The sequence below is a fragment of the Roseiflexus castenholzii DSM 13941 genome (assembly GCF_000017805.1).
GTDB lineage: Bacteria > Chloroflexota > Chloroflexia > Chloroflexales > Roseiflexaceae > Roseiflexus > Roseiflexus castenholzii.
This window is the reverse complement of record NC_009767.1, coordinates 3,856,177-3,880,000: the sequence shown is the minus strand read 5'-3', so window position 1 is coordinate 3,880,000 and position 23,824 is coordinate 3,856,177. Positions and strand designations below refer to the sequence as shown.

The window sequence follows — 23,824 nt, the reverse complement described above, 5'->3', positions numbered from 1 at the left end:
CAGCACGTAGCATCAGGCGCAGCGCCGGATAGTCGATATCGGCTGGTGTTTCCCGCAGGGTACGACCGAACAGTGCTGATATGCGCATAACATTCCTGGCGAAAGACAGACCGATATTGCGAAAACGCAGACCAGTATACGATCAATCACATCAGTCGTCGAGCGGTGATTGATCGCCGGCATCCGGCGTTTCGGCGAACATCTCCTTCTCCCGCAGCGTGTAGCGCGGGAATACGTCCCGGCGGTCTGCACTGCACTGCTCCTTCTCCCGCAGCGTGTGGCGCGAGGCAGGGAAGAAGGGCGCCGGGATACAGAACATCTGCTCTCTTTGGGGGCGCTCCACGTTTATCAGGCAGAGTGCGAAAGGCGGGGATACGAAGGGTGCGGCGGCTGAACGCTTGTTGGCGGGACACTCGTTATAGTCAGCACAATCTGCTCAATGGCGGACTCGAGCGCTCTGAGCCAGGCGAGATCTTCAAGGGAGAGCGAAGCGAATGTGCGCGCTGCCTCAAAATACCAGTGCACCTGTTGCAGCAAATGCGAGCGCTCGACGCCAAAACGTTGCACGATGCCCCAGAGCCAGCGATACTCTCGTTCGACAATCGCCAGTGTACGAAAGCGCAGCGCTGCCAGCAGCATGGTGTGGAAACGCTGTGGTGTTTGCTGGAACATAATCTGCTGCGAGAGTTCGGGGTCTTCCGCCGGCAGGTTCGGACAGAGATCGGGGTAGTTGGTTGCCAGTTTGTGCGCAACGTGTTCGCAGATGATGTCGCGTTGCGCGTCAAGCGCCAGCGCCAGCATCGAACCGCGCGCGCCAAGCCATGTTTCGAGCGATTGCATTGCTTCCCTCCTCCGAGAAGATACAGAATGCGCATATCCGATCTTCCCGGGTGACAGATTGAGTATAGCACGGGAGATCGGCGCTGTGGAGTTGACAGGAGCATGACAGAACCTTTGGATTTGCGTGAAGTGTGGTAGACTTAAGCCTGTGTTTCTGGAAGATGATCAGGAAGCGAGCGATCATGCCGAATGCTGAGCCAACCAGGCGCCCCAATCGCCTGATTAACGAGACAAGTCCCTATCTGTTACAACACGCTTATAATCCGGTCGACTGGTATCCGTGGGGTGAGGAAGCGTTTGCGCGCGCACAGGCGGAGGATAAGCCAATTCTGCTCAGTGTGGGATATGCAGCATGTCACTGGTGCCACGTGATGGAACACGAGTCGTTCGAGGATGAAGAGACTGCCGCGCTGATGAACCGGTATTTCGTCAATGTGAAAGTGGATCGTGAGGAACGACCGGATGTCGACTCCATTTACATGACAGCGGTTCAGGCGATGACCGGCAGCGGAGGCTGGCCGATGACGGTCTTTCTGACGCCTGATGGAACGCCATTCTTTGCAGGAACGTACTTTCCGCCCGAGGATCGCTGGCAGATGCCGTCGTTCCAGCGTGTGCTGCGCTCTGTCGCCGAGGCATATGCGACACGCCGCAATGACCTGCTGGCGCGTGGGCGCGAATTGGTGGAGCGCATGCGTGAGGCGTCCATGATGCAGATTCCCGGCAGTACGCTCACCCCTGCGGCGCTTGATTCTGCATTTATGGGTTTACAGCAGGCATTTGATCCAGAATACGGTGGTTTTGGGCGCGCGCCCAAGTTTCCACAGCCAATGACGCTGGAGTTTCTGCTGCGCTATGCCGCGCGAACCGGCAGGGGCATGGAGATGCTGGAGCGGACGCTGCGGGCAATGGCGGAAGGTGGCATGTACGACCAGATCGGCGGCGGATTCCACCGGTACAGCGTCGATGCGCAATGGCTTGTGCCACACTTCGAGAAGATGCTGTACGACAACGCGCTGCTGGCGCGGGTCTATCTGGAAACGTTCCAGGCGACCGGCAATGCGTTCTACCGCCGCATCGCTGAAGAAACGCTGACGTATATGCTGCGCGAGATGCAGCATCCAGACGGTGGATTCTTCAGCACGCAAGACGCCGACTCACTGCCGACGGCGGATGCCACGCACAAGCACGAGGGCGCGTTCTTCGTCTGGACGCCTGCCGAGATCCGCGAGGCGCTCGGTGCGGACGCAACCGTTTTTTCAGCGTTGTATGGGGTGACGGACCGCGGCAACTTCGAGGGCAAGAACATTCTCCATGTGCAACGCTCCCCTGCGGAAGTGGCGCGCGTCATGGGCATGTCGGTCGAGCGGGTGGAATCTATTGCTGAACGTGGACGGCGCGTGCTGTTCGCGGTGCGTCAGCATCGCCCAAAACCGGAACTCGACGATAAAGTGTTGACCGCCTGGAATGGCATGGCGCTGCGCGCGTTTGCGCTTGGCGCCATAGTTCTGGATCGTGAGGAGTATCGAACAGCGGCGGTACGCTGTGCAGAGTTCGTCCTGCGTGAATTGCGCCGCGCCGATGGTGAACTGCTGCGTTCCTGGCGGCAGGGCGTGGCCAACCCGACTCCCGCATTCCTGGAGGATTATGCGCTGCTCGCCGATGGATTGCTGGCGCTGTACGAGGCGACATTCGATCCACGCTGGCTGCTGGAGGCGCGCGCGCTGGCGGATGCACTGCTGGAACGGTTCTGGGATGATGGGATTGGCGGGTTCTACGATACCGGGTCGCACCATGAGCAACTCGTCATTCGCCCGCGCGACACGGGCGATAATGCGACGCCAAGCGGCAGTTCCGCCGCCGCCGATGTGCTGCTCCGGCTGGCGCTGATCTTCGATGAGCCGCGCTACCGCGAACGAGCGCTGACGGTTCTCAGTGCAATGGCTCCCTTGATGGAGCGCTACCCGACCGGTTTTGGGCGTTACCTGGCAGCCGCCGAATTTGCGCTGAGCCAGCCGCGCGAAATTGCGCTGATCGGCGATCCAGAGGCTGCTGATACACGCGCGCTGGCGGCAATCGCGCTGAAACCGTTTTTGCCGAATCGGGTGGTTGTTCTGGCGCGTCCTGGCGAGGACCCGCCGCGTATTCCCTCGCCGCTGCTCGCGGGGCGCACGCCGATCGACGGCAGAGCAGCGGCTTATGTGTGTCAGAACTATGCCTGCCGGTTGCCGGTGACCAAGCCTGCGGATCTGGCAGCGCAGTTGCAACCGTGACGGAGTGTGCAATGAGTGGTGAAGTTCTGTTCGTTCTCCTGTTTTGCGCTCTTCCCCTCGTCATTGGCGGATTGGTGGCGTTTGGCTTCATCCAGCGCATGTATCACTTTCAGGAAATCCTGGCGGATGGCGTGGAGACGGACGCGCTGGTTGTGCGCAAGTATCGAAGCGTAGCCAGCCTGGGCAATCGGCATCGGCTGGTCTATGAGTATCGTGATGCTTCGGGAAAGACCTATCGGAAAGATGATGGGGTCTTTCCCTCGGAGTACGATCGGTTGCAGGAAGGAGACGCCTTCCGGGTGGTGTATTCGGCAAAACGTCCCCATATCAGCACAACAAAGGCTGCCGTCGATCAGTCGCGTGCGACGCAGGCGGGCGAAGCGGAGAAGCAGCGCGAGTGAACGGCGCCGTCGCCTCAGCGTGAGACAAAGGGCAGAAACGCTGCTTCGCGCAGGTTGGGTGCGATGCTGCCGAACTCGAAGGACCCGCTGTCGCAGGCGCCGACGCGCGGAAACCCACGCTGATCAGAGGGTGGGCAGTCGCGTCCGGCGTCTATCGCCGGGCTGCCAGACGGCAGCGCGATCGTGAACGTGGGTCCGCCGTGCATTGCAGGGGCGTCCAGCCCCAGCGATACCGCCGGTTGACCGGGGAAGCAGTTGGTGTCGCCTTCCTGCACATTGCCGCCTTCATCGGTTGATACGGCGCGACGGCAGCTACGCCCGTCGCCGCTGTGAACAATCAGCGTATTCTTGAGAGTCATCGTGGTGGTTTGTTCCCAGTTCAGATTGGCGCCATTCGTCCCCCGATTGCGCACGATGGTCGTATTGACCATGCGTGTGTCACGGAGTCCGTAGATTGCCCCGCCATACTCTGCGGCATTGTCGTACAACGTGCTATTGATGATGGTCGCACTGCCCGCATTGCCGATCGCGCCGCCGAATCCGTTCCTCCCCTCGACGATATTGCCGGTGAATGTGCTGGCATTGATGCTCATTGGCGCGCGATAATTGACGATGGCGCCGCCGCGGGTGTCGCCTCTGCCATCGGTTCCGGCGCGGTTGGCGTCAAAGGAGGAGTCGTTGATGGTGAGCGGTCCGGTGTAGTTGTAGAGTGCGCCGCCGTCACGCCCGGCAATGTTTGCAGTGAAAACGCTCCGGTTGACGGACATGGTCGTGGCTTCGCCGCTCAATACCGCGCCGCCACCGCCTCCGGAGGAATTGCCGGTAAAGATACAGGCGGAAAGCAACGCCTGCGTCTTCCAGGTTCCTACTGCTCCGCCTTGCGAGTCTGATCGGTTGTTGGTAAACGTGCTGTTGGTGATCGTGAGGGTCGCGTTATAATCGGCAAACACGGCGCCACCCTGCAATCGCGCATAGTTTTGGCGAAACTGGCTGTTTACAATCGTGATAGCAGCGCCGGGATTGTTCCCGTAGATTGCGCCGCCTAAGCCAATATTCGGCTGAGATTGCGTTCCCAGCGCCTTATTCGCCTCGAAACGCGAGTTGGAAACCTCGAGCGACGAATTGTCCATCAACAGCGCGCCGCCGTCGCCGGTGGCGGTATTGGCGGTAAACGATGAGTTGCGCACGACAACACGCCCGCCCTGAAGTGCATAGATCGCGCCGCCATCACTTGCCTGATTACCGTCGAAGGTGCTCTGGTCAATCGTCAGCATACCGCCGTACACATAGAGCGCGGCGCCGTTCCCTGCGCGGCATCCGTCAAAGACGACATTGTTGAGTTCGACGGCGCTCTGACGGGAATAGACACAGCCGCCGAACGATGGCTCGAAACCGCTCGATTTTCCGTTGATCAGCCTGATGTTGTGGAGCGCCAGTTTCGTTCCGGCGCTGAGTTTGTTGACATACAGAATGCGAGTCGTTCCCTGCCCGTCGAGGGTGATCACCCCTGCGCCATCGATGACTGCTGCTGTGCGGATGTCGAGCGTTGTGGTGACAGGAATCGTCACCGGCGCGCCGCCACAGTTGAAGCGAATCTCACCGCCGCTGGCGAGCGCTGCCGCCAGTGCATCGCGCGTGCAACTCCCCGGCGTTCCATCGCCGACGACGCCGACGGCGCGCGCTGGCGTTGCCGGAAGAAGGAGGGGAACAATAACCAGGAACACGATGAGCAGTATGCGCATGGATCTTCTCCTGTGGGTGACCGGTAAGGTCTGGATATGAATTCTGGTTATGGCGTGCGTATTCAGGTGTGAGTAAGAAGATTCTGCATCCGGCGTCATTACGAATGATCGTGAAGCCATTGGAATGCGCTTGCGTCTATCCCTTCGGGTGTTCGCTGCATCCGGCGTCATTGCGAACGATAGTGAAGCAATCCCTTCCAGACCAGGAAATGCGAAATGACGACAGCACAATCGCAGCCGTGTATGTATCGCGCGTGGCGCTTACTATCTGCGATATGCACTATATGCGAGCATCATCGCAAGGGGGAAGGTGTTTTGATTACGGAAGCATCTCAGTATAGTCGGACAACGACTCATTATTTCCATCCATGCAGCATCGGGATCGGGTATACTGTGGTAGAGTAGTGATGGTGTCGTGGATAGAAGCCCGGAGGGTTTCTCTCCGGGTTTCTTCGTCATATGAAACAAGAGCGGGTTTACAGGAAAGAGGTCTGCGATGAGTCAGGGACAGGAAGGAAGAGCATTTCAGAATCCCGATGCGCGAGGACGGTCGGTATCGGCGCTGGTTGCGCTGAGTCTGATTGCGGTTGTCGCCATTTTTCTCGTCAGCAATGCCGTCACAACGATTGAAGCCGGAACGCGCGGTGTGTTGAAGACGTTTGGTGAGATTACCGGGGTGCTTGAAGAGGGGCTGCATTTCCGTATGCCGTTCATCACGTCGGTGACGGTAGTTGAGGTGCGCACGCAGCGGTATGAGTCGAATTCGAGCGCGGCGTCGCGCGATTTGCAAACAGTGACGACCCAGGTAGTCATCAACTATCGCCCTGACTCCGGCCAGGTTGATCGCCTGGTGCGCGAGATCGGCGTCGATTATGAGCGGCGCGTGGTCGATCCGGCGATCCAGGAGGCGATCAAGGCGGCGACGGCGCGCTTCACTGCGGAGGAGTTAATCACCCGCCGTCCAGAGGTATCGGATCTGATCCAGCGTGGGTTGAGCGAACGGTTGACGCCGCGCGGTGTGATTGTCGAGAGCGTGTCGATCACCGATTTCAACTTCAGCCCGGAGTTTGCGCGCGCTATCGAGGCGAAGCAGGTTGCCGAGCAGGATGCGCTGCGCGCTGCGCGTGAACTGGAGCGGGCGCGCATCGAAGCGCAGCAGCAGGTGGCGCGGGCGGAAGCCGAAGCGCGGGCGCGTTTGGAAATCGCGCGCGCTGAGGCGGAGGCGTTACGCTTGCAGCGCGAGGTCATTTCGGCGGAACTGCTGCAACTGCGCTTCATCGAGCGCTGGGACGGCGTGATGCCGCGCTTCGTCGGTGGCGAGAATAGCCTTCTACCAATGTTGAACATTCCGTCGAGCGAAGTGCTTGGCGATCGGGCGCCGGCGCCGCAACGCGCGCCAGCCGAAGAACCGGCGCCGGCAGCCGAACCTACGGCATCACCGTAGGGGCAGTAGGGGGCAGGTCTCAGCCCTGCTCCCAGTAGGGGGCAGGTCTCAGCCCTGCTCCCTACGCGGGGTTCATTCAGATCCGTCCAACGTCGCCATTCACCAGACGCAGCGCAGCACGAATGTCTGGCACGACGTGGTCGGCAATGCCATCAGGGGAATGCGTGCCCTGTTCGTCAATCAGAATAGTGCGCATGCCGAGTTCACGCGCCGGGGGCAGGTTCTGTGGTGTATCTTCGATCAGCACCGTTTCGCTGGCGGTGACGCCGAGTGCGTCGAGGGCGCGGGTGTAGGCGATTCGGTTCGGTTTCGGCTGAAACTCGAAGAAGCGAATATCGAAGATGAGCGGAAAGTGCTGCGCGACGCCAAGCGCGCGTAGCACGCGCGCTGCGTGTTCGGCAGGCGAGTTGGTAAAAATCGCCCGTCGAAGATCAAGCCGGTCGAGCAGCGCATCGAGTTCACGGTCGCGCGCCAGAAACGTGTCCAGACGAATATTGTGAATGGCACGCAGGTAATCTTCGACATCGACATGGTATTCGCGCTGTAATCCGGTGAGGGTCGTCCCGTAGCGGATAAACCAGGAATGGCGCAGTGCCGGCGCTTCGTCGAGGGCACAGCCGGTGATCTGCTGCACGTATGCGTTCATGCGCTCGTCAAGGGCGCGCTGAACGCCTGCGGAGCGAGGGTAGAGCGTACCATCAAGGTCGAAGAGGATTGCAGCGAGCGCCATTTCGCTGTTCCACACCGTTTACTTCCACGTTTGTAGTATACCAGTTTTTCTGGCAACGAGTCGTCGCTTCGGGGCGGGTCTGAGACCCGCCCTTACTGGGGGCGTCGGGGCGTCGGGGCGCCGGGGCGTCGGGGCGTCGGGGCGTCGGGGCGGGTCTGAGACCCGCCCTACTGGGGGCGTCGGGGCGTCGGGGCGGGTCTGAGACCCGCCCTACTGGGGGCGTCGGGGCGTCGGGGCGTTGGGGGCGTCGGGGCGGGTCTGAGACCCGCCCTTACTGGGGGCGTCGGGGCGTCGGGGCATCGGGTCGGGTCTGAGACCCGCCCTTACTGGGGGCGTCGGGGCGTCGGGGCATCGGGTCGGGTCTGAGACCCGCCCTACTGGGGGCGTCGGGGCGTCGGGGGCGTCGGGGCGTCGGGGCGGGTCTGAGACCCGCCCTACTGGGGGCGTCGGGGCGTCGGGGCGTCGGGGGCGTCGGGGGCGTCGGGGCGGGTCTGAGACCCGCCCTACTGGGGGCGTCGGGGCGGGTCTGAGACCCGCCCTACTGGGGGCGTCGGGGCGTCGGGGCGTCGGGGGCGTCGGGGCATTGGGGGCGTCGGGGCGTCGGGGCGTCGGGGCGTCGGGGCGGGTCTGAGACCCGCCCTACTGGGGGCGTCGGGGCGGTGGGATCGCCTGCGTTTACACAAACGCCGTCATCGCATCATGCATGTGTTGCTGGAAGGCGCGTTGCAGGATGGTAGTATCGACCGCGCCCTGGCGCAGCAGGATTTCGCCGAGCGGTTCGTGTTTCCCAGAAGTGTGAAGCCGAATCTGCTCGATCAATGCGCGTTCGAGTTGATCGGGAGTAACGTGCCCTTTCGCCATCAGATACTCGCTGAGTGTGCGCGGCATCGCGCCGTTGGCGGCGCGGAGGCGGCTTTGCAGTGTCAGCGCGCGCGCCAGCGCTTCTGGTGCGGTCTTGCCACGCAGAACGAGCAGGTCTCCCAGAAGCATCGGTCGCCCCAGGCGGCGGAGTCGCTCCTGCTCTTCCAGCGCTACTTCGAGGTCGGCATCGTTGACGGCGTGGAGTGCGCGGAGGATGACGCCAATTGGCTGTGAAGCGTCCTGATGCCGGAAGATGCGCGGCTTGTAGCGTTCCAGGGCACGGCGCGCCTTTGCCTCCCGCAGTTCCTCGGCTGCCTGCGTATCTTCCGGGTGCAATACGACATAATGTTCCAGGTGTGCGATGCGCAGGTTCTGATCGTTCGGGTCAATGGCGGACGCGCGCTCCAGGCAGTCCAGGCGCTGCCAGGGTTCGCGCACCAGGTGCGCCAGCGCTACCCATGCATCGGCGCACCGGTGACCTTCGGCAAGGTGATCGCGGAGCCGGATCAGGTCATGACGATGGCGATGAACAAAAGGGCATGGTCGTGGGCATGCGCGGCTCATAGCGACCTCGATGTCATTGATCGGTGCAGGACGTGGCAAAAGCAGCATGGCTCGGTCTCATCATGAAATGTTATCTTTTTGTTTATTGCATGCTAAGACGAAACCGTAACCGGATCAAACACACATGAGGCGGATTACGATCCGGTATCGCACGAATGGGCATCGTACTTCCCGGATTTGACACGTGTTTCGCTCCGTGCAATGATTGATGTGACGGGTTTTGAGACGGGGAAGCCCGGAGCGCTCCCGATTGTTCCGAATCGCTATGACCGATTTTATTGACATCCTGCGCAGCGCGCGCGGTTACAACAATCAGATTGTCCATGTCGAGCGGTTACCCGCGCGCGCTGCGCGCTATGCCGAACCGTCCGCGCCGCTGCCGCCACCGCTTGCCGCAGCGCTCGCTGCGCGCGGTATTTCCCGCCTCTACACGCATCAGGCAGCCGCACTCGATGCCGCGCGCGCCGGGTTGCACGTCGGCATCGTGACAGCAACGGCATCAGGGAAAACGCTCTGTTACCAGTTGCCGACCATTGAAGCGACCCTCTCTGATCCCGCTGCTCGCGCGCTGTTTCTTTTTCCTACCAAGGCGCTTGCCGCCGACCAGTTGCGCGCGCTGTACACGCTGCTGGATGCGCTCAAAGCCGCAGGCGGGCCGGCGTTGATGGCAGCGACGCTCGATGGCGATACGCCACGCGCCACACGCGATCGGGTGCGCGCCGGGGCGTCCATTATCCTGTCGAATCCCGACCTGCTCCACCGCACGTTACTGCCCGACCACGCGCGCTGGCAGAGCGTTCTGGCGCAGTTGCGCTTTGTCGTCCTCGATGAAGCGCATACCTATCGCGGCGTGTTCGGCACGCACGTCGCGCTGATTATGCGGCGACTGCGGCGGTTGTGCGCCCATTATGGCAGCGCACCACAGTTCATCTGCTGTTCGGCGACCAGCGCTAATCCACAGCACCATCTGGCGGCGCTCATCGGCGATGAAGTGCGGGTGATCGACGACGACGGCGCGCCGCAGGGGGAACGCACCTTTTTGTTCTGGAATCCACCGGTGATCGACAATCAGCGCGTTCCGACGTGGATGCGCACCCTGCTGCCGGAAAACGGTCAACGGCGCAGTACGAACGTCGAAACGGCGAATGTGCTGGCGACCCTGGTGCGCGCTGGCGTCAAGACGCTGGCGTTTGCACGCACCCGGCGCAGCGCAGAATTGGTGCTGCGCTATGCGCGCGAGACGCTGGATAACGGCGATTCCGTAGAAAACGGTCATAACCCGTCAATGCCGCTTGCTGAACAGATCGCCGCCTACCGCGCCGGGTATACTGTCGAGGATCGCCGTCGCCTGGAGCAGGCGTTCGCCCGTGGCGATCTGCGCGGGCTGGTCTCGACCAATGCGCTGGAGTTGGGGGTTGATATTGGCGGCGTTGATGCTGTCGTGATCGGCGGTTTTCCGGGAACGATCGCCAGCGCCTGGCAACAGGCAGGGCGTGCCGGTCGCGCGCAGGGGAAAAGCCTGGCAGCGCTCGTGGCGCAGGACGACCCGCTCGATCAGTTCTACATGCGGCATCCGGCGGAGTTCTTCTGCCGACCACACGAACACGCCCGAATCGCATTGGATAATCCCTACATTCTGCGCGATCAGTTACGTTGCGCCGCTGCGGAATTGCCGCTGCACGACGCCGATGATCTCTGGTTCGGCGCAACGTTTGCAAAACTGCGCGACTGGTTGCTGCAACGCGGCGAAGTGACAACGCGACCGGACGGTCGCGCGGCGTATGCTGGCGATCCTCGTCCCGCCGCACATGTGAACATCCGCAGCGCTGATGGCAACCCGATCGATTTGATAGACATTGACACAGGGCGTCGTATCGAGCAGATTGCCGCAACCCGCGCGCCGTTCGAGGTCTTTCCCGGCGCGGTCTACATGCATCAGGGCAATACCTATGTTGTCGAAGCGTTGACATCCCGGCAGGCGCTGGCGCGGCGCGCGCAGATTGAGTACTACACGCGGACCATTGACGAAACCGAGATCGCCGTGCGTCAGGTGCGCCAGCAACGCCAGGTCGGACCGACGACTCTCGCGCTAGGGGTGGTGGACGTGACCCGGCAGGTCGTCGGTTACAAACGCAAGAAACATTACACCGACGACGTGATCAGTGAGCACGAGTTGACCATGCCGCCGCAAACGTTTCGCACGATTGCGGTCTGGTGGACCATTTCCGACTCCGCTTGCCGCCAGATTGCGCAGGTGTGCGATAGTGTACTCGATGCGTTGCATGCGATGGAGCACGCCGTCATCGGGCTACTGCCGCTCTTCGCGCAGTGCGACCGCGCCGACATCGGCGGTCTTTCGACCGATGCGCATCCCGACACTGGCGCCGCCACAATCTTCGTCTACGATGGTGTGCCGGGAGGGGTGGGCATTGCCGAAGTCGGGTACGAGCAGGCGGCGCAGTGGTGGGAGCAGACGTGGCGGCTCCTGGTCGACTGTCCGTGTAGTGAGGGCTGCCCGGCGTGCATTCAGTCGCCGAAGTGTGGGAACGCCAACCAACACCTGTCGAAGATTGGCGCGGCAACGCTCGCGGCGCTGCTGACCGGGCATGCGCCGCCGCTGCCAGACGCTTTCGGCAGACATGCGACGAGCGCAGCGTTCATCGAAGAGATGCAACAACAGTTGGCGCGCGCGCGCAGCGAACCGCCGGGGGTGCGCCGCACCGCCGTGCTGGTAGCGCTGCGCTATCGGATCGCAACCGCGCGCGCGTCCATCACCGATGACACCGGCAGAGCGACGCTGGCGATGATCGAAGCGGAAGCGAATGCGCTGCAACGATAACATTGGTAACATTGGTTGTGCCAGACTTGCGCAAAAGTGTGCTACTATTCAAGAACGGCAGCTATCTGAAAGGTTTATTTGGAACATGAGCTTCGCTTCAGAGTTTCCCGCCCTCGATTGTGCTGCGCCTGGCGAGGTTGTCGCTGCGCTCGAAAAAGCGCTGCTCTCCCCATAAGTGCAAACCTGTGCGAGCATGCCCTGGTGAGGTTGTCGCTGCGCTCGAAAAAGCGCTGGGCGACGACACCTGATTTCAGTTGCCCTGTTTGGCTCTCACGCCCGAAACGAAGCGGATGAGGCAAGCGACTGGGACGTGCTCATTATCGTCCGAAACCTTCCTGAGCGTCTGCTGGAACGTTACCGACTGCTGAAACGTATCCTGCCTCCTGCATGGCGTGGTAGAACATCGATACTGGCAAAGACTCTGGCTGAGTTCGAAGCGACACTGCCTCCTCTCTACCTTTGACGGTCGAAAACGCTGCGAAAGCGGTCCTTGCGCTGCTCGCCCCTCTTGGGCGCACACACAACCCTGCACCTTTGCTGCGCGAGGCGCTGGCAGCAGGTCATTTTTCTCACGAACACGCCGCTCGTGTTCAGCGCCTGGCTGAATGCGCTGAGGAATTGGGGTTCGATGTCCACGTCCCAACCGATTATGGCGATGAGACCAGCGGACTGATACCAATGACCTGTGACCATCCGGCATGGTCACCCCGAGCAGCGCGCGGGGTCGTGCGCGACCCGCTCAGATTCCTCGCTGCGTTTACCCTGAGCGAAGCGAAGGGCTCGGAATGACCAGCATGCGGCATCGTCAATCGTCATTGGTATGACGTCCTGGGAACTGCTTGACGAAAACGACGCTGCCCAGGCGCTCGTCCTGGCTGAAGAGAGCGTGGCGTTGGCGGAGGCAATGCTCAGCGGGGCGCAAAAGGCGAGTGACGAAGCGAAGTGAGTCTCTGTATCAATCCAAAATGCGATCCACTGGTGACGATCATATCACGGCGCCTCCACACAAACCTGAGTTGTTGGCAGCGCACGTCTATGTGATCGTCACCCTTCACCCTCACCTACATCAGGATACCCCAAACGTCGATTTAGGCAACCACTCCGCCACCGGTTCGACGACATCCGCCGGGCGCGGACCGGTGTCACTCCACCCTTCCTGGTTCTCCAGAGTCATGATCGGCTCGACTTCCATATCGTGGGTGCAGAGAATCTGACAGGAAAGGCGATATTGCCCGAGCAACCCGCGCTCGCTGAGTTTCTGATATTCAGCCGCAGTCATAGTGTCTGGTTCGCCTGAAATGAACGTAACCCGGCACGTGGTGCAGCGCGCCTGACCGCCGCATCGATGCCCGATGTGGATGCCCATGTCCTCAATCGCGTTCACCAACCGCTTGTCTGCGCTCCATTCTGCTGTTTTGCCGGCGACTGTCAGTGTTGGCATGTGTTCCTTGTCCTCCGTCGGTTTCTGTGTGCGGGAACGATACCATATCATGATACACAAGTTTGTTGCAGAAGTCGATGCAGAGACGCTTTGCCCTTGCCGTCGTGCTGAGCGGAGCGAAGTATCCCGTCCACCCTGCGGGCGATCACGTCAACGCATCAGCGTGTCTATCACACGCCATCCGCACCGTTTCCACGAGTGGTATACTATGACGTGGTTGCAACAGATGACGTTCAACGCTGACGGTTCAGCGTTCTGAAAGGACGATTATGCGGCGTAGTCTTCGAATGGCGCTGTTGATCGCGTTTGCCATCATTGTCAGCGCATGTGGCAGGTATGAGTTTCGTGGCGTAACGCTCGATCCGCCGAAAGAGGCGCCCGATTTTACCCTGACCGATTTTGATGGGAAACCATTTCATCTGAGCGATCATCGCGGCAAAGTGGTGATTCTGTTCTTTGGCTTTACCAACTGCCCCGACATGTGCCCGGCTGCGCTTTCCGACATGGCGGCTGCTCGCCGCAAATTGGGCGCCGACGCGGAGAAGGTGCAGGGTGTCTTTGTCTCGCTCGACCCAGACCGTGACACGCCGGAACGCTTGAAGCGGTACGTGACGGCGTTCGACCCGACGTTCATTGGAGTGCGCGGCAGCGAGACAGAACTTGCGCCGGCCGTCAAGGACTATGGCGTCACCTACATGCGACGCGAGTTGCCCGGATCGGCGCTCGGATACACCATCGATCACTCGACGTTCATCTACGTGATCGATGCCGCCGGGCGCTGGCGCCTGCTGTTCACCCATGGGATGCCGGTCGATGACATTGTCAGCGATCTGCGATACCTTGTGCGACGCGGAGGCGCCTGAGTCATGTGGTCGGTGCATCGTGTGGCGCTGCTGATCCTGGCGCTTGTGGCAGTCGGCGGTGCAGGTGTGGGCATCTGGTATGAGAACCAGCAGCGTAGTGCAGAACGCCACCTTGTCTTTACCGTGCCGCCGGGCAGTGTGGCGCGCCTTGCAGCAGGCGAACAACTCGAAATCTTGCCGCAAACCATTGAACTGTCGCTTCGGGGCAAAGATACGCTGGTGATCCGCAATGACGATGTGCAGCCGATTCAGGTTGGACCGTTCAAGATCGATCCGGGCCAACAGTTCGAGCAGCGCTACTACAATCCCGGAACATACGAATTGATCTGCACTCTGCACCAATCGCAACGTCTTCGCATCGTGGTATCGCGCGAATAACTCAGGAGACAACGTGGACGACCATCTCTACCGTCGGCGCGCCGCGGAACGCGCGCTCGACTATGTTGAGAGCGGCATGGCAATTGGTCTGGGCACCGGCTCGACAGCATCGTTTATGCTGCGAGGACTTGCCGCGCGCCTGGCTGACGGGCGTCTGCAACGGGTTGTTGGTGTGCCGACATCGGAGCAGACTGCGGTGCTGGCGCGTGAACTGGGCATTCCGCTGACGACGCTCGATCGGCATCCGTCCCTCGATCTGGCGCTCGATGGCGCCGATGAAATCGACCCGCACCTGCGGTTGATCAAGGGGCTGGGTGGGGCGATGCTGCGTGAAAAGATCGTGGCGGCGTCAGCGGCACGGTTCGTTGTCATGGCAAGCGTCAGCAAGCGGGTCGAACGTCTGGGAGAACGATCACCGCTCCCCGTCGAAGTGGTGACGTTCGGCATGCCGCTCTGTATACGCCGCCTTGCGGCGCTTGGCGGGGAACCGGTGCTGCGCTGCGATCACTCCGGTGCGCCGTTTGTGACCGATGAGGGCAACCTGATCCTCGACTGCCACTTCGGTGTCATTGCCGATCCAGAAGCGCTTGCCGCAGCCATCTGCGCCATCCCGGGAGTTGTGGCGCATGGGCTGTTCCTTGGCATGGCGTCGCTGGCGGTCATTGCGGGTCCCGATGGGATCGTGGAGTTGGAGTGTCCCGACGCTTCCAGAAGATGATGGGGGCTGATACAGGGCGGGTTTGAGACCTGCCCTCCCCTGGAACCGCGCCCGGTCCCGACGGAAGGTTGGGGCAGGTCTGAGACCTGCCCTCCCCTGGGTCTGAGACCTGCCTCATCGGGTGCGTTCCATCTGAGTTATTACGGCGTCACCAGCACTGCACCCTCGGATGCCGACGACACCAGCGCGCTGTAGCGCGCCATTACGCCCCACTCGAAGCGCGGCGCTGGTGGCTGCCAGGCGAGCAATCGATCTGCGATCTCTTCTTCCGAAAGCACCAGATCGACGCGCCGCTCATCCAGATTGATTTCGATCTCATCCCCTTCCTGAACAATCGCAAGCGGGCCGCCACGCGCCGCTTCCGGCGCCACATGCCCGATCATCACGCCGCGCGTCGCACCACTGAAGCGCCCATCGGTAACGAGCGACACCGACTGACCAAGACCGGCGCCGACGATTGCCGAGGTAACGCCAAGCATCTCACGCATGCCAGGACCGCCGCGCGGTCCTTCGTAGCGGATAACAACAATGTCATCCGGCCGGATTTCGCCGCCGACAATCGCAGCCATTGCCGCCTCTTCGCTATCGAAGACCCTCGCCGGACCGCGGTGGTAGGTGCGTTCGTAGCCGAACAGTTTGACGACCGACCCTTCGGGCGCCAGGTTGCCGCGCAGCACCAGCAACCCGCCGGTCGGTTTGATCGGATTGTCGAGCGGACGGATCACATCCTGACCGGGTGTTTCGACGGCGTCCGCTGCCTCTTCCGCCAGTGTGCGCCCGGTGACGGTGATTGCGTCGCCGTGGGCAAAGCCGCCATCGACGAGCCGTTTGGCGATCACCTGGATGCCGCCTGCCTGATCGACGTGAATGGCAGAGTACTTCCCGCTCGGCATGAGGTCGCAGCAGAGCGGGGTGCGGCGGCTGATTGTGTCGAAGTCGTCGAGCGTCAGAGGCACGCCGGCCTCCCGCGCCAACGCCAGCAGGTGGAGCACCGCATTGGTCGAACCGCCGGTCAATGCCACGCTGGCAATCGCATTCTCGAACGCAGCGCGCGTCAGAATATCGCGCGGCTTCAGGTCGCGCCGCAACACATCCATGATCAACTGACCGGCACGATAACCGACCGAGTCCTTGCGTGGGTCGGCGGCCGGCACTGCTGCCGTGCCAATGGGCGACAACCCGATAATCTCCATGACCGTCGCCATTGTGTTGGCGGTGTACTGACCGCCGCACGCGCCAGGACCGGGACATGCCGCATCCTCGATCTCTTTCAATTCCTCATCGGTCATTTTACCGGCAGCAACCGCACCAATCGCCTCGTACACGTGCTGAATCGTGATCTCTTTGCCGCGCCAGTGACCAGGAGCAATCGATCCGCCGTAGAGCAGGAAGCCGGGGACGTTCAGGCGCGTCAACCCCATCGCCGCGCCGGGGATCGTTTTATCGCACGCCACCAGCGCAATAATCGCGTCGAACATATAGCCGCGCCCCATCAGTTCGATGGAATCGGCGATCAGGTCGCGGCTGATCAATGATGCCTTCATTCCTTCCGTGCCCATCGTGACGCCATCGGAAATGGCGACGGTGTTGAACTCCATCGGCGTGCCGCCTGCTGCGCGCACACCCTCCTTGACCCGCGCCGCCAGCGCGCGCAGGTTGATGTTGCACGGCATCGTCTCGATCCAGGTGTTGGCAATGCCAATGATCGGCTTTGCCAGGTCCTCGTCGGTAAAGCCGATTGCCTTGAGCATCGCGCGCGCCCCCGCGCGGGTGCGCCCATCGGTAATCGTGCGACTGTGGCGTTTGAGGTCGCTGGACATGGCTCCGTCCTTCCGTGATAGTGCGATCTCCTGCAAGACTTTTGAAGTGCATCTGCGATTGTACCACTTTTTTGGTCGATCCATCGCGGACGGAGATGCTATAATAGCGCTATGTCCGATCTCATGCATACGACGGTTGCCGATCCAATCGCCCTTGAAGAACGGTTGCGCGCCGTGCCGCTTGCGCCTGGGGTGTACCTCTGGAAGAACGCCCAGGGGAAAATTATTTACATCGGTAAGAGCAAACGGCTGCGTGATCGTATGCGTTCCTACTTTGCCCGCACCGACGATCCTTACGGCAAAACGGCGCGGCTTGTGGCGCAGATCGCCGATTTCCAGGTGATCGTGACGTCCAACGAGCTTGAGGCGTTGCTGCTCGAAATGACCCTGATCAAGCAGCACCGACCGCGCTTCAACGTTTTACTGAAGGACGACAAAAGCTACCCGTACATCAAGGTGACGCTGCACGAGCCGTGGCCCCGCATTGTTGCGACGCGCAACCCGCGTTGGGAAGAGGGGGCGCGCTACTTCGGACCGTACTCCAGCGCCGGCGCCGTCTATCGCACGCTCGACCAACTCAACCGGCTGTTCGCCTTTCGCCCGCCGTCGCGTTGCCCTGACGATAAGTTCAACCGCCATCGGCGGCTCGGCAAACCGTGCCTGTACTACGACATCAAGCGGTGCCTGGGTCCGTGCGTGCCGGGTCTGGTCAATCAGAACGATTATCGCGCAACGGTTGAATCGGTCTGTCGCTTCCTCGAAGGCAAGAGCGACCTGGTGGCGAAAATATTGCGCCGTCAAATGGAAGAAGCGGCGGAACGGCTCGACTTCGAGCGCGCCGCGCGACTGCGCGACAGCATCCGCGACATTGAACTGATCGGTCAGCGGCAACAGGTGTTACGCCACGATGACGCCGACCAGGATGTCATTGGACTGGCGCGCGAGGAGGGGATGGCAGTTGTTCAGGTGCTCCGCATTCGCGCAGGAAAATTGATCAGCGCCGAGTCGTTCCCGTTGCAAAATGCCGAAGGGGAACGTGATGAATCTCTGCTGGCTTCGTTCCTGACGCAGTTCTACGATGCTGCCGCCGAACTTCCGGCGACACTGCTGCTGCCTGCGCCACTCGACGACCTGGCAATCATCGAGCAATGGCTGGCGCAAAAAGCCGGGCGCAAAGTTGCGCTGCACACACCGCAACGTGGTGAAAAGCGCCGCCTCGTCGAACTTGCCGAGCAGAACGCTCGCCAGAAACTCGATGAATTGCGTCTGCAATGGCTCAACAGCGAACAACGCGCCGTGGCGGGGTTGACCGAAGTGCGCGATCTGCTCGGTTTGAGCGCACTGCCGACACGCATCGAGTGCTTCGATGTTTCCAACACGCAGGGCAGCCATTCGGTTGGGGCAATGGTCGTCTTTGAGCATGGTGAACCGAAGAAGAGCCGCTACCGCAAATTCAGGATCAAAACCGTTGAGGGCGCGAACGATGTCGCTTCGATCCAGGAAGTGCTGCGGCGGCGTTTCCGGCGTGCTGCCATGGTCATCGGCGAAGAGGAACAACCGGCGGACGAGCGCGTTGTCAACGGTCAGACCGATGCCGCAGAGCAGGAAGATGGGGAGAAGACCGATGCGCCGGGATCACAGTCCGACCTCGAACGCCAGGAGACCTGGGCTGAACTGCCCGACCTCATCCTGATCGACGGCGGCATTGGCCAGGTGAATGGCGCATTACACGTGCTGCGCGACCTGTGCTTCGAGCATATTCCGGTCGTTGGAGTCGTCAAGGGTCCGAACCGTGACCGCTTCGATCTGCTGATCCCCGGCGCGAGCGATCTCATCGTTCTCGAGCGCGAGAGCGCCGCGTTGCGTCTTATCCGGCGGATTGACGAAGAAGCCGACCGTTTTGCGAAAGATTATCACCGCAAACTGCGCAGCAAATCGGCGACCGCGTCGCGCCTGGAAGAGATCCCCGGCATCGGCCCGAAGCGGCGCCAGTTGCTGCTCAAACGCTTTGGCTCACTCGACGGCATTCGCAACGCAACCGTTGACGAAATCGCCGCCGTACCGGGCATGACGCGCAAGGCGGCTGAGGAGTTGAAGAGCCTGTTGTAGGGTTGCGGCGAATTGGCCCTGGCGCCTGAATCGTGCTACACTTGTTTGTAAGCGGGCATCGTTGCATTGTCTGAGGCAGAAGGTGACATATGAGCGTCATTGAGTTCCAAACTCACGTCGAGCATGGCACTATCGATCTGCCGGAGGAATATCGTCATCTCGTCACGGGTCGTGTGCGCATCATTATTCTCATCAACGAGGACGAGGATGAGGAGGATATGGTCGAGTTTCTCCTCGATCATCCCTATCACAGTGATTCGTTCACACCGTTGAAGCGAGATGAAATCTATGAGCGCCGGTAGCGGGTCCTCCTCTCTGGTATTTATTGACACAAATATCTGGCTGTATGCCTTCAGTCAGATTCAGGACATCCAGAAAGCGCATCGAGCCAGAGTGCTCATTCGTGGCACGTCACAGATTGTCTTGAGTACGCAAGTCATCAATGAAGTCGCCGTCAACCTGCTGCGCAAATTTCAAGCCGCTGAGTCGGATATCCGCAAGCGGATACGCTCGTTCTATCGCAAATATCTGATTATTGAGCATAGCCGCGCTATTCTTTTGCACGCTTCCGATCTCCGCACTGTGTACCGGGTTTCGTACTGGGATAGTTTGATCCTGTCTAGCGCACTCGCGGCAGGGGCGACTATCCTTTACCCCGAGGATATGCAGGAAGGGTTGATGGTTGCCAACCAACTCACGATTGTCAACCCTCTGAGAGATTCATCGTAATCGTGAACGTGGTCAAGATCTCAGTGAATTGCCGCCATTGCCTGCGCGGCGCGTTGCGCATAAGCGGCGAGATCGTCGCGCCCCCGCTCCTGCCAGGCATACACCCAGATGCCCAGTTCTTCGCGCACCTCATCGGCATAGTCGAGGTGCGCCAGGATTTCGGCGCCATGGTCGGGATCGCCGGTCCACACATACGCCATGCCAAGCGCCTTGCATACCGCCTGATCATCGGCAAGCAATGGTTGTGCGCGCTCGAGGGCACTGATCGCGCGTGGATAATCCCCCAGATCGAGCGCCAGCATGCCTAGCCGCTTCTGGATCAGCGGCGAATCTGGCGCTATGCGCAGCCCATGATTGACCCAGACGACCGACTCGTGCATCAACGCGGCGCGTTCCTCTTGCGTCAACCCTTCGGCGAGCATGGCGCGCGCCTGGAACCCTGCGGCAATGTTGCCCGCACCCGCAGCCGCAAGATGGGGCGCGCTCAATGTCAGCCCAATGACTCCTGCAATAGCGACGACCCACGAACAAATGCTGTGCCGTTTTGTTGCAGGCGCAACAGCGAGCAATAGCGCCTCTGTTGGACGGCAGGTAGCGGCAGTCATGCCAAAGAGTCCAAATGCCAGGATCAGGGTCGCCCAGGATGTAGCGTACTGCGGCGCGTCGGTCAACCCATGAAACAGCAGCGCAACGCACCCGATTGCCGCCCCCTGTGTCAGCGGAGATTGCGTATGGAGCGTCGGCGCAATGCGATGCAACGACGCGATGAGCAACCAGAGAAAGCCGATCAGCCCGATGATGCCCTGCGCCAGCCAGACGCCGAGGAACAGATTGTGCGCATAACCGATGTAGGTGGGAATGATGAGCAACTGAAAGCGCGAGTACATCTGCCCGAACACTGCCCCCGGTCCAATGCCGCTGAACGGAAAATCGAGCGCCAGAAACAGGCTATTGCGATAGACTGCCAGCCGATCCTCGGCGCGCAGCATCGCCGATGCGAGGGCGTCCTGCGTCAGCGGATGCCAGACCAGCAGAAGTCCGCCAGCGACCACCCCGGCTATGACGGCGCCGGCAACGATGGCGCTCCGCAGGTCGAAGCGAGGCATATGGGCGCCAGATTGATGTGCAGACGCCTGCACGCGCACCAGAAGCCAGAAGAGTCCTGCCGCCGCCAGTGCAACGAACGCACCGCGTGAAGATGTGAGCAACACGCCAAAGGCAACACTACCGGCGGCAATGCCCCATGCTACGCGACAGACGCCGCGCGCGGTCCATGCCAGCCCGATGATAAGCGGTATCGCCGGCGCCAGGAACGATGCCGCAGCATTGGCATCGATGAACGCCGGCGTCACATCCGGGAAAGGCGAACTGAACAGGCGTCCAAGCCATATGGCGAGCCCCAGTTTCTCATCGAACCCCAGATACCGATACTGCGTCGCCAGCAAGACGCTGTAACCGATGCTCCAGAACGCCAGAACCAGAGCAATAATCGCCAATCGATGGCGCAGGACGGTCATCATACTGAGGTACAATGCCGCTCCTGCGATCATGGGCGCCAGCCACGCCAGACTTACGACAGGATCATAGGCGACAAGCGTTCCCAGCACGCCGCCAATGACGAACAATATCAACGGTCTCAGGAAAGGAACACTGCCCCACGTTCGTTTCATCATTGCTCCGATAGATATACATCACGACCTCTATCCTATGTCCTCCGTCGGACGTGAGGATGACAAAAGCGCCACTCAAGATGAGAAAAGTATCATATCTGTCCTGCACTGCGGGAGACCTCAAACATTATGCACTATCAGACGCACTATCGATGTTCGCTCTTCATGTTGCTTCTGCCGTTCATTGTTGGCATCGCGCTCCTGGTGGTTGTTCCGGCGGGTTTGTCATTCGTTCTGGGATTTACCGCCTACGACCGTGGCGGGTATGGCATGCGCACTGATCTGGCTCTGGATTCCCAATCCGGTCTATGGTCCGCTCAATCTGATGGTTGACGCTTTTGGCTTACCTGCGGCAGCGTGGCTGGTCAAGCCGCGCACCGCGTTGTCTGCGCTGGCGTTGGCGTGTTAATTGCACTGATCTGGCGAGTGCCTGGCGAGGAGGGGTACGATGATGCGGTCTGAGCGATCTATCTGGCAACACGTATGGTTCCATCTGGCTGCGCCTGGCGTTGCGAGCATCTTTGCTGCGCCGGTGTTCTGGATGATACGTCGCTCCATTCTTTCGGCGCGCCCCCGCTGGTGACGCGCGAATGGTTGCCCGTCTCGTTCGAGTGGTCGAACTACCTGCGCCTCTTCGATCTGCTCCCACTCGAACACTATCCACTCAACTCGCGGTCATAAATTATCGTCCTGTTCGTGATGGCGCAAAGGGCATTCTGGGCAGAAAAACAGGGTTGGAACACGGAAACGTTCAAGTACGGGCGCGGCGTTGCCGCACCCCGAGAGGCGGTGGCGCGTCCGGCGGGTAATCGGAGGGGCACGGCGTTGCCGCGCCCGGCGACAAAAAGAAGCCCCCTCGGAAGAGGGGGCGCAACAACCAGCGTCCTACTCAAGGTAATCGCGCAGGTGCAACCCAACGTCGGGCGCGCGCAGGCGCCGCAGCGCTTCCGCCTCGATCTGCCGCGCGCGTTCGCGGGTCATTCCGAGCACCCGCCCAACCTCCTCGAGTGTGCGGCGCTGCCCGTCCACCAGCCCATAGCGAAGATCAATGATCCGGCGTTCGCGCTCATTCAGGCGATCAAGCGCAGCCGCCAGATCACGCCGGAGTAGTTGCTGCGACGCCGCTTCGACCGGTGTGGGCAATTCACTGTCCTGCAAGAAATCGCCTAGGGTATGCTCGCCGTCCTCGCCAACCGGCGTCTCGAGCGACACCGGACGGCGCGACGCTTCGAGCACGCGCTCAATCCGCTCGGTCGGCTGCCCAAGTGCAGTGGCGATCTCCTCAGGAGTGGGCTGCCGCTCGAGCGCCTGCGCCAGGCGATCCGCCGTGCGCTTAACCTGCCCGACCGATTCGCTCATATGCACCGGCAGGCGAATAGTGCGACCCTGCTCGGCAATTGCGCGGGTCACCGCCTGACGGATCCACCAGGTCGCATACGTCGAGAAACGATTCCCCTTGTGGTAGTCGAACTTCTCGACGGCGCGCATCAGTCCGATATTCCCTTCCTGGATGAGGTCGAGCAACGAGAGTCCGCGCCCGACATACTTCTTGGCAATGCTCACCACCAGGCGCAGGTTCGCCTGGATCAGATGGCGGCGCGCCTCCTGAGCAGCGGCCACATCGGCGAGCAACGCCTGACGCAACTGCGGGCTGAGATCTTCCCCCGATGCCAGGCGACGTTCAGCGGCAGCGCCGCGCTCCATGCGCTCGGCGAGTTCGATCTCCTCCGCAGCTGTCAACAGCGGCACGCGGCCAATCTCCTGCAAGTAGTGCTGGATCGAATCGAGCGTCGAATCCGGCTCCAGCGTTTCCTCCAGTGTCTCGGCTGTCATCTCCTCAATATCTGTCACAGGCGCCGTGTCGTCCTCATTGACGATCTCCTGGCGCTCATCGAGTTCATCCCACGGATGCTGCTGCATCATTCGGCTCATGGCGCAACTCCATCTAGAGAGACATAGCGCGGCCCCTCCAGTATGCCGGGAGGAGCCGCGCCCTCTTCATATCCTATATCAGGCGCGCCCAACGAGCCTGGTCGAGCGCTTATGCTCATGTAAGGGGGCGACGAACCCACCAGGCTCTTGATGACAAGAACCCGACATAATCATACACTCAGGGCGCTTGCCTTGTCAATAATCAAAAAGAGAAAGAGCATACACCCAAAGCCCCGGCACTCTGAGGCGCCAACTCCCATTCGTTCTATTATACGATAGTGAACGGCGGTTGGATGCAGTTTTGGGTTAAACTGATACAACCCGCTTTTGGCGGGCTTGCACGAGGATTGTGTCAGACAGATATGGTCGGGGCGGAGGGATTCGAACCCACGACCCCAGCGTCCCAAACGCTGTGCGCTACCAGGCTGCGCCACGCCCCGCGATGACCATATGAATCATACGCGGGACGA

Annotated in this window: 25 protein-coding genes and 1 tRNA gene (1 of these 26 cut by a window edge); 15 read left to right on the top strand and 11 right to left on the bottom strand. The window is 60.9% G+C overall.

Annotated features, from left to right (window positions below; all coding sequences use genetic code 11):
- From RCAS_RS15425 to RCAS_RS15420, 3 genes are all read right to left on the bottom strand, one after another.
- On the bottom strand, positions 1-88 hold the start of the coding sequence (locus tag RCAS_RS15425; protein ID WP_012121473.1) for a proline--tRNA ligase. The gene continues 1,607 nt to the left of window position 1, outside the view; only the first 88 of its 1,695 coding nucleotides appear in the window; the start codon lies at positions 86-88; its stop codon lies off the left edge, out of view.
- 63 nt (positions 89-151) lie between these two features.
- The gene (locus RCAS_RS25275; protein WP_157042666.1) at positions 152-319 is read right to left on the bottom strand and encodes a hypothetical protein; all 168 of its coding nucleotides are present in this window, start codon (positions 317-319) and stop codon (positions 152-154) included.
- A gap of 29 nt (positions 320-348) precedes the next feature.
- Positions 349-840, bottom strand: a complete 492-nt coding sequence (locus tag RCAS_RS15420) for a hypothetical protein (protein WP_012121472.1) — start codon at positions 838-840, stop codon at positions 349-351.
- Between the two features lie 182 nt (positions 841-1,022).
- Here RCAS_RS15420 and RCAS_RS15415 point away from each other — a divergent pair, with 182 nt between their 5' ends.
- Positions 1,023-3,113, top strand: a complete 2,091-nt coding sequence (locus RCAS_RS15415; RefSeq protein ID WP_012121471.1) for a thioredoxin domain-containing protein — start codon at positions 1,023-1,025, stop codon at positions 3,111-3,113.
- Positions 3,114-3,124: 11 nt separating this feature from the next.
- Positions 3,125-3,514, top strand: coding sequence for a DUF3592 domain-containing protein (locus tag RCAS_RS15410; RefSeq protein ID WP_012121470.1), 390 nt, complete (start codon positions 3,125-3,127; stop codon positions 3,512-3,514).
- A gap of 14 nt (positions 3,515-3,528) precedes the next feature.
- Here the strand turns inward: RCAS_RS15410 and RCAS_RS15405 are convergent, their stop codons facing one another.
- Positions 3,529-5,256, bottom strand: coding sequence for a right-handed parallel beta-helix repeat-containing protein (locus tag RCAS_RS15405; RefSeq protein ID WP_012121469.1), 1,728 nt, complete (start codon positions 5,254-5,256; stop codon positions 3,529-3,531).
- 496 nt (positions 5,257-5,752) lie between these two features.
- Between RCAS_RS15405 and RCAS_RS15400 the strand changes: the two genes are divergently transcribed.
- On the top strand, positions 5,753-6,700 hold the full coding sequence (locus tag RCAS_RS15400) for a prohibitin family protein (RefSeq protein ID WP_012121468.1): 948 nt from the start codon (positions 5,753-5,755) through the stop codon (positions 6,698-6,700).
- Positions 6,701-6,776: 76 nt separating this feature from the next.
- On the opposite strand, the gene RCAS_RS15395 is transcribed toward RCAS_RS15400, so the two are convergent.
- Both RCAS_RS15395 and RCAS_RS15390 read right to left on the bottom strand, forming a co-directional pair.
- Positions 6,777-7,445: a pyrimidine 5'-nucleotidase gene (locus tag RCAS_RS15395; protein WP_232280033.1), complete on the bottom strand. Its 669-nt coding sequence runs from the start codon at positions 7,443-7,445 to the stop codon at positions 6,777-6,779.
- Between the two features lie 660 nt (positions 7,446-8,105).
- A complete protein-coding gene (locus RCAS_RS15390; protein WP_198135942.1) occupies positions 8,106-8,903 on the bottom strand; it encodes a hypothetical protein in 798 nt (265 codons plus the stop codon).
- A 217-nt stretch (positions 8,904-9,120) separates the two neighbouring features.
- On the opposite strand from RCAS_RS15390, the gene RCAS_RS15385 reads away from it, so the two are divergent.
- The 3 genes from RCAS_RS15385 (at position 9,121) to RCAS_RS26255 (ending at position 12,640) form a co-directional block, all read left to right on the top strand.
- Positions 9,121-11,694 (top strand): DEAD/DEAH box helicase, encoded by a 2,574-nt coding sequence (locus tag RCAS_RS15385; protein WP_041330906.1) that lies wholly within the window; start codon positions 9,121-9,123, stop codon positions 11,692-11,694.
- A gap of 244 nt (positions 11,695-11,938) precedes the next feature.
- Complete coding sequence (locus tag RCAS_RS26535; RefSeq protein WP_083760321.1) at positions 11,939-12,157, top strand: nucleotidyltransferase domain-containing protein; 219 nt, start codon at positions 11,939-11,941, stop codon at positions 12,155-12,157.
- Between the two features lie 357 nt (positions 12,158-12,514).
- Complete coding sequence (locus tag RCAS_RS26255; RefSeq protein ID WP_269632211.1) at positions 12,515-12,640, top strand: hypothetical protein; 126 nt, start codon at positions 12,515-12,517, stop codon at positions 12,638-12,640.
- 120 nt (positions 12,641-12,760) lie between these two features.
- Here RCAS_RS26255 and RCAS_RS15375 read toward each other — a convergent pair whose 3' ends face one another.
- A complete protein-coding gene (locus RCAS_RS15375; protein ID WP_012121464.1) occupies positions 12,761-13,135 on the bottom strand; it encodes a 2Fe-2S iron-sulfur cluster-binding protein in 375 nt (124 codons plus the stop codon).
- Positions 13,136-13,184: 49 nt separating this feature from the next.
- Here RCAS_RS15375 and RCAS_RS25270 point away from each other — a divergent pair, with 49 nt between their 5' ends.
- The 4 genes from RCAS_RS25270 to rpiA are packed head-to-tail and all read left to right on the top strand — an operon-like array spanning position 13,185 to position 15,094.
- Positions 13,185-13,394 (top strand): hypothetical protein, encoded by a 210-nt coding sequence (locus RCAS_RS25270; protein WP_157042665.1) that lies wholly within the window; start codon positions 13,185-13,187, stop codon positions 13,392-13,394.
- Positions 13,395-13,404: 10 nt separating this feature from the next.
- On the top strand, positions 13,405-13,998 hold the full coding sequence (locus RCAS_RS15370; protein WP_012121463.1) for an SCO family protein: 594 nt from the start codon (positions 13,405-13,407) through the stop codon (positions 13,996-13,998).
- A gap of 3 nt (positions 13,999-14,001) precedes the next feature.
- Positions 14,002-14,376, top strand: coding sequence for a cupredoxin domain-containing protein (locus RCAS_RS15365; RefSeq protein WP_012121462.1), 375 nt, complete (start codon positions 14,002-14,004; stop codon positions 14,374-14,376).
- Positions 14,377-14,389: 13 nt separating this feature from the next.
- Positions 14,390-15,094, top strand: coding sequence for a ribose-5-phosphate isomerase RpiA (rpiA, locus tag RCAS_RS15360; RefSeq protein ID WP_012121461.1), 705 nt, complete (start codon positions 14,390-14,392; stop codon positions 15,092-15,094).
- Between the two features lie 140 nt (positions 15,095-15,234).
- Here rpiA and ilvD read toward each other — a convergent pair whose 3' ends face one another.
- A complete protein-coding gene (ilvD, locus tag RCAS_RS15355; RefSeq protein WP_012121460.1) occupies positions 15,235-16,914 on the bottom strand; it encodes a dihydroxy-acid dehydratase in 1,680 nt (559 codons plus the stop codon).
- A gap of 111 nt (positions 16,915-17,025) precedes the next feature.
- On the opposite strand from ilvD, the gene uvrC reads away from it, so the two are divergent.
- The 3 genes from uvrC (at position 17,026) to RCAS_RS15340 (ending at position 19,752) form a co-directional block, all read left to right on the top strand.
- Positions 17,026-19,023 carry an excinuclease ABC subunit UvrC gene (gene uvrC, locus RCAS_RS15350; RefSeq protein WP_012121459.1) on the top strand — a complete coding sequence of 666 codons (1,998 nt, stop codon included), beginning with the start codon at positions 17,026-17,028 and terminating at the stop codon, positions 19,021-19,023.
- Between the two features lie 89 nt (positions 19,024-19,112).
- Entirely contained in the window at positions 19,113-19,325 is a 213-nt protein-coding gene (locus tag RCAS_RS15345) for a hypothetical protein (protein ID WP_012121458.1), read from the top strand.
- Positions 19,312-19,752 carry a PIN domain-containing protein gene (locus RCAS_RS15340; protein WP_041330900.1) on the top strand — a complete coding sequence of 147 codons (441 nt, stop codon included), beginning with the start codon at positions 19,312-19,314 and terminating at the stop codon, positions 19,750-19,752. Before RCAS_RS15345 ends, RCAS_RS15340 begins: the two co-directional genes overlap by 14 nt.
- Before the next feature lie 20 nt (positions 19,753-19,772).
- Here the strand turns inward: RCAS_RS15340 and RCAS_RS15335 are convergent, their stop codons facing one another.
- Complete coding sequence (locus RCAS_RS15335; protein ID WP_232280032.1) at positions 19,773-21,425, bottom strand: O-antigen ligase family protein; 1,653 nt, start codon at positions 21,423-21,425, stop codon at positions 19,773-19,775.
- Positions 21,426-21,687: 262 nt separating this feature from the next.
- Between RCAS_RS15335 and RCAS_RS25265 the strand changes: the two genes are divergently transcribed.
- Entirely contained in the window at positions 21,688-21,831 is a 144-nt protein-coding gene (locus tag RCAS_RS25265; RefSeq protein ID WP_157042664.1) for a hypothetical protein, read from the top strand.
- 74 nt (positions 21,832-21,905) lie between these two features.
- Positions 21,906-22,103 (top strand): hypothetical protein, encoded by a 198-nt coding sequence (locus RCAS_RS15330; RefSeq protein ID WP_041330898.1) that lies wholly within the window; start codon positions 21,906-21,908, stop codon positions 22,101-22,103.
- A 204-nt stretch (positions 22,104-22,307) separates the two neighbouring features.
- On the opposite strand, the gene RCAS_RS15325 is transcribed toward RCAS_RS15330, so the two are convergent.
- Positions 22,308-23,354 carry a sigma-70 family RNA polymerase sigma factor gene (locus tag RCAS_RS15325; RefSeq protein ID WP_012121455.1) on the bottom strand — a complete coding sequence of 349 codons (1,047 nt, stop codon included), beginning with the start codon at positions 23,352-23,354 and terminating at the stop codon, positions 22,308-22,310.
- 363 nt (positions 23,355-23,717) lie between these two features.
- Positions 23,718-23,794: transfer RNA gene (locus tag RCAS_RS15320), tRNA-Pro, on the bottom strand.
- Positions 23,795-23,824 lie beyond the last annotated feature (30 nt).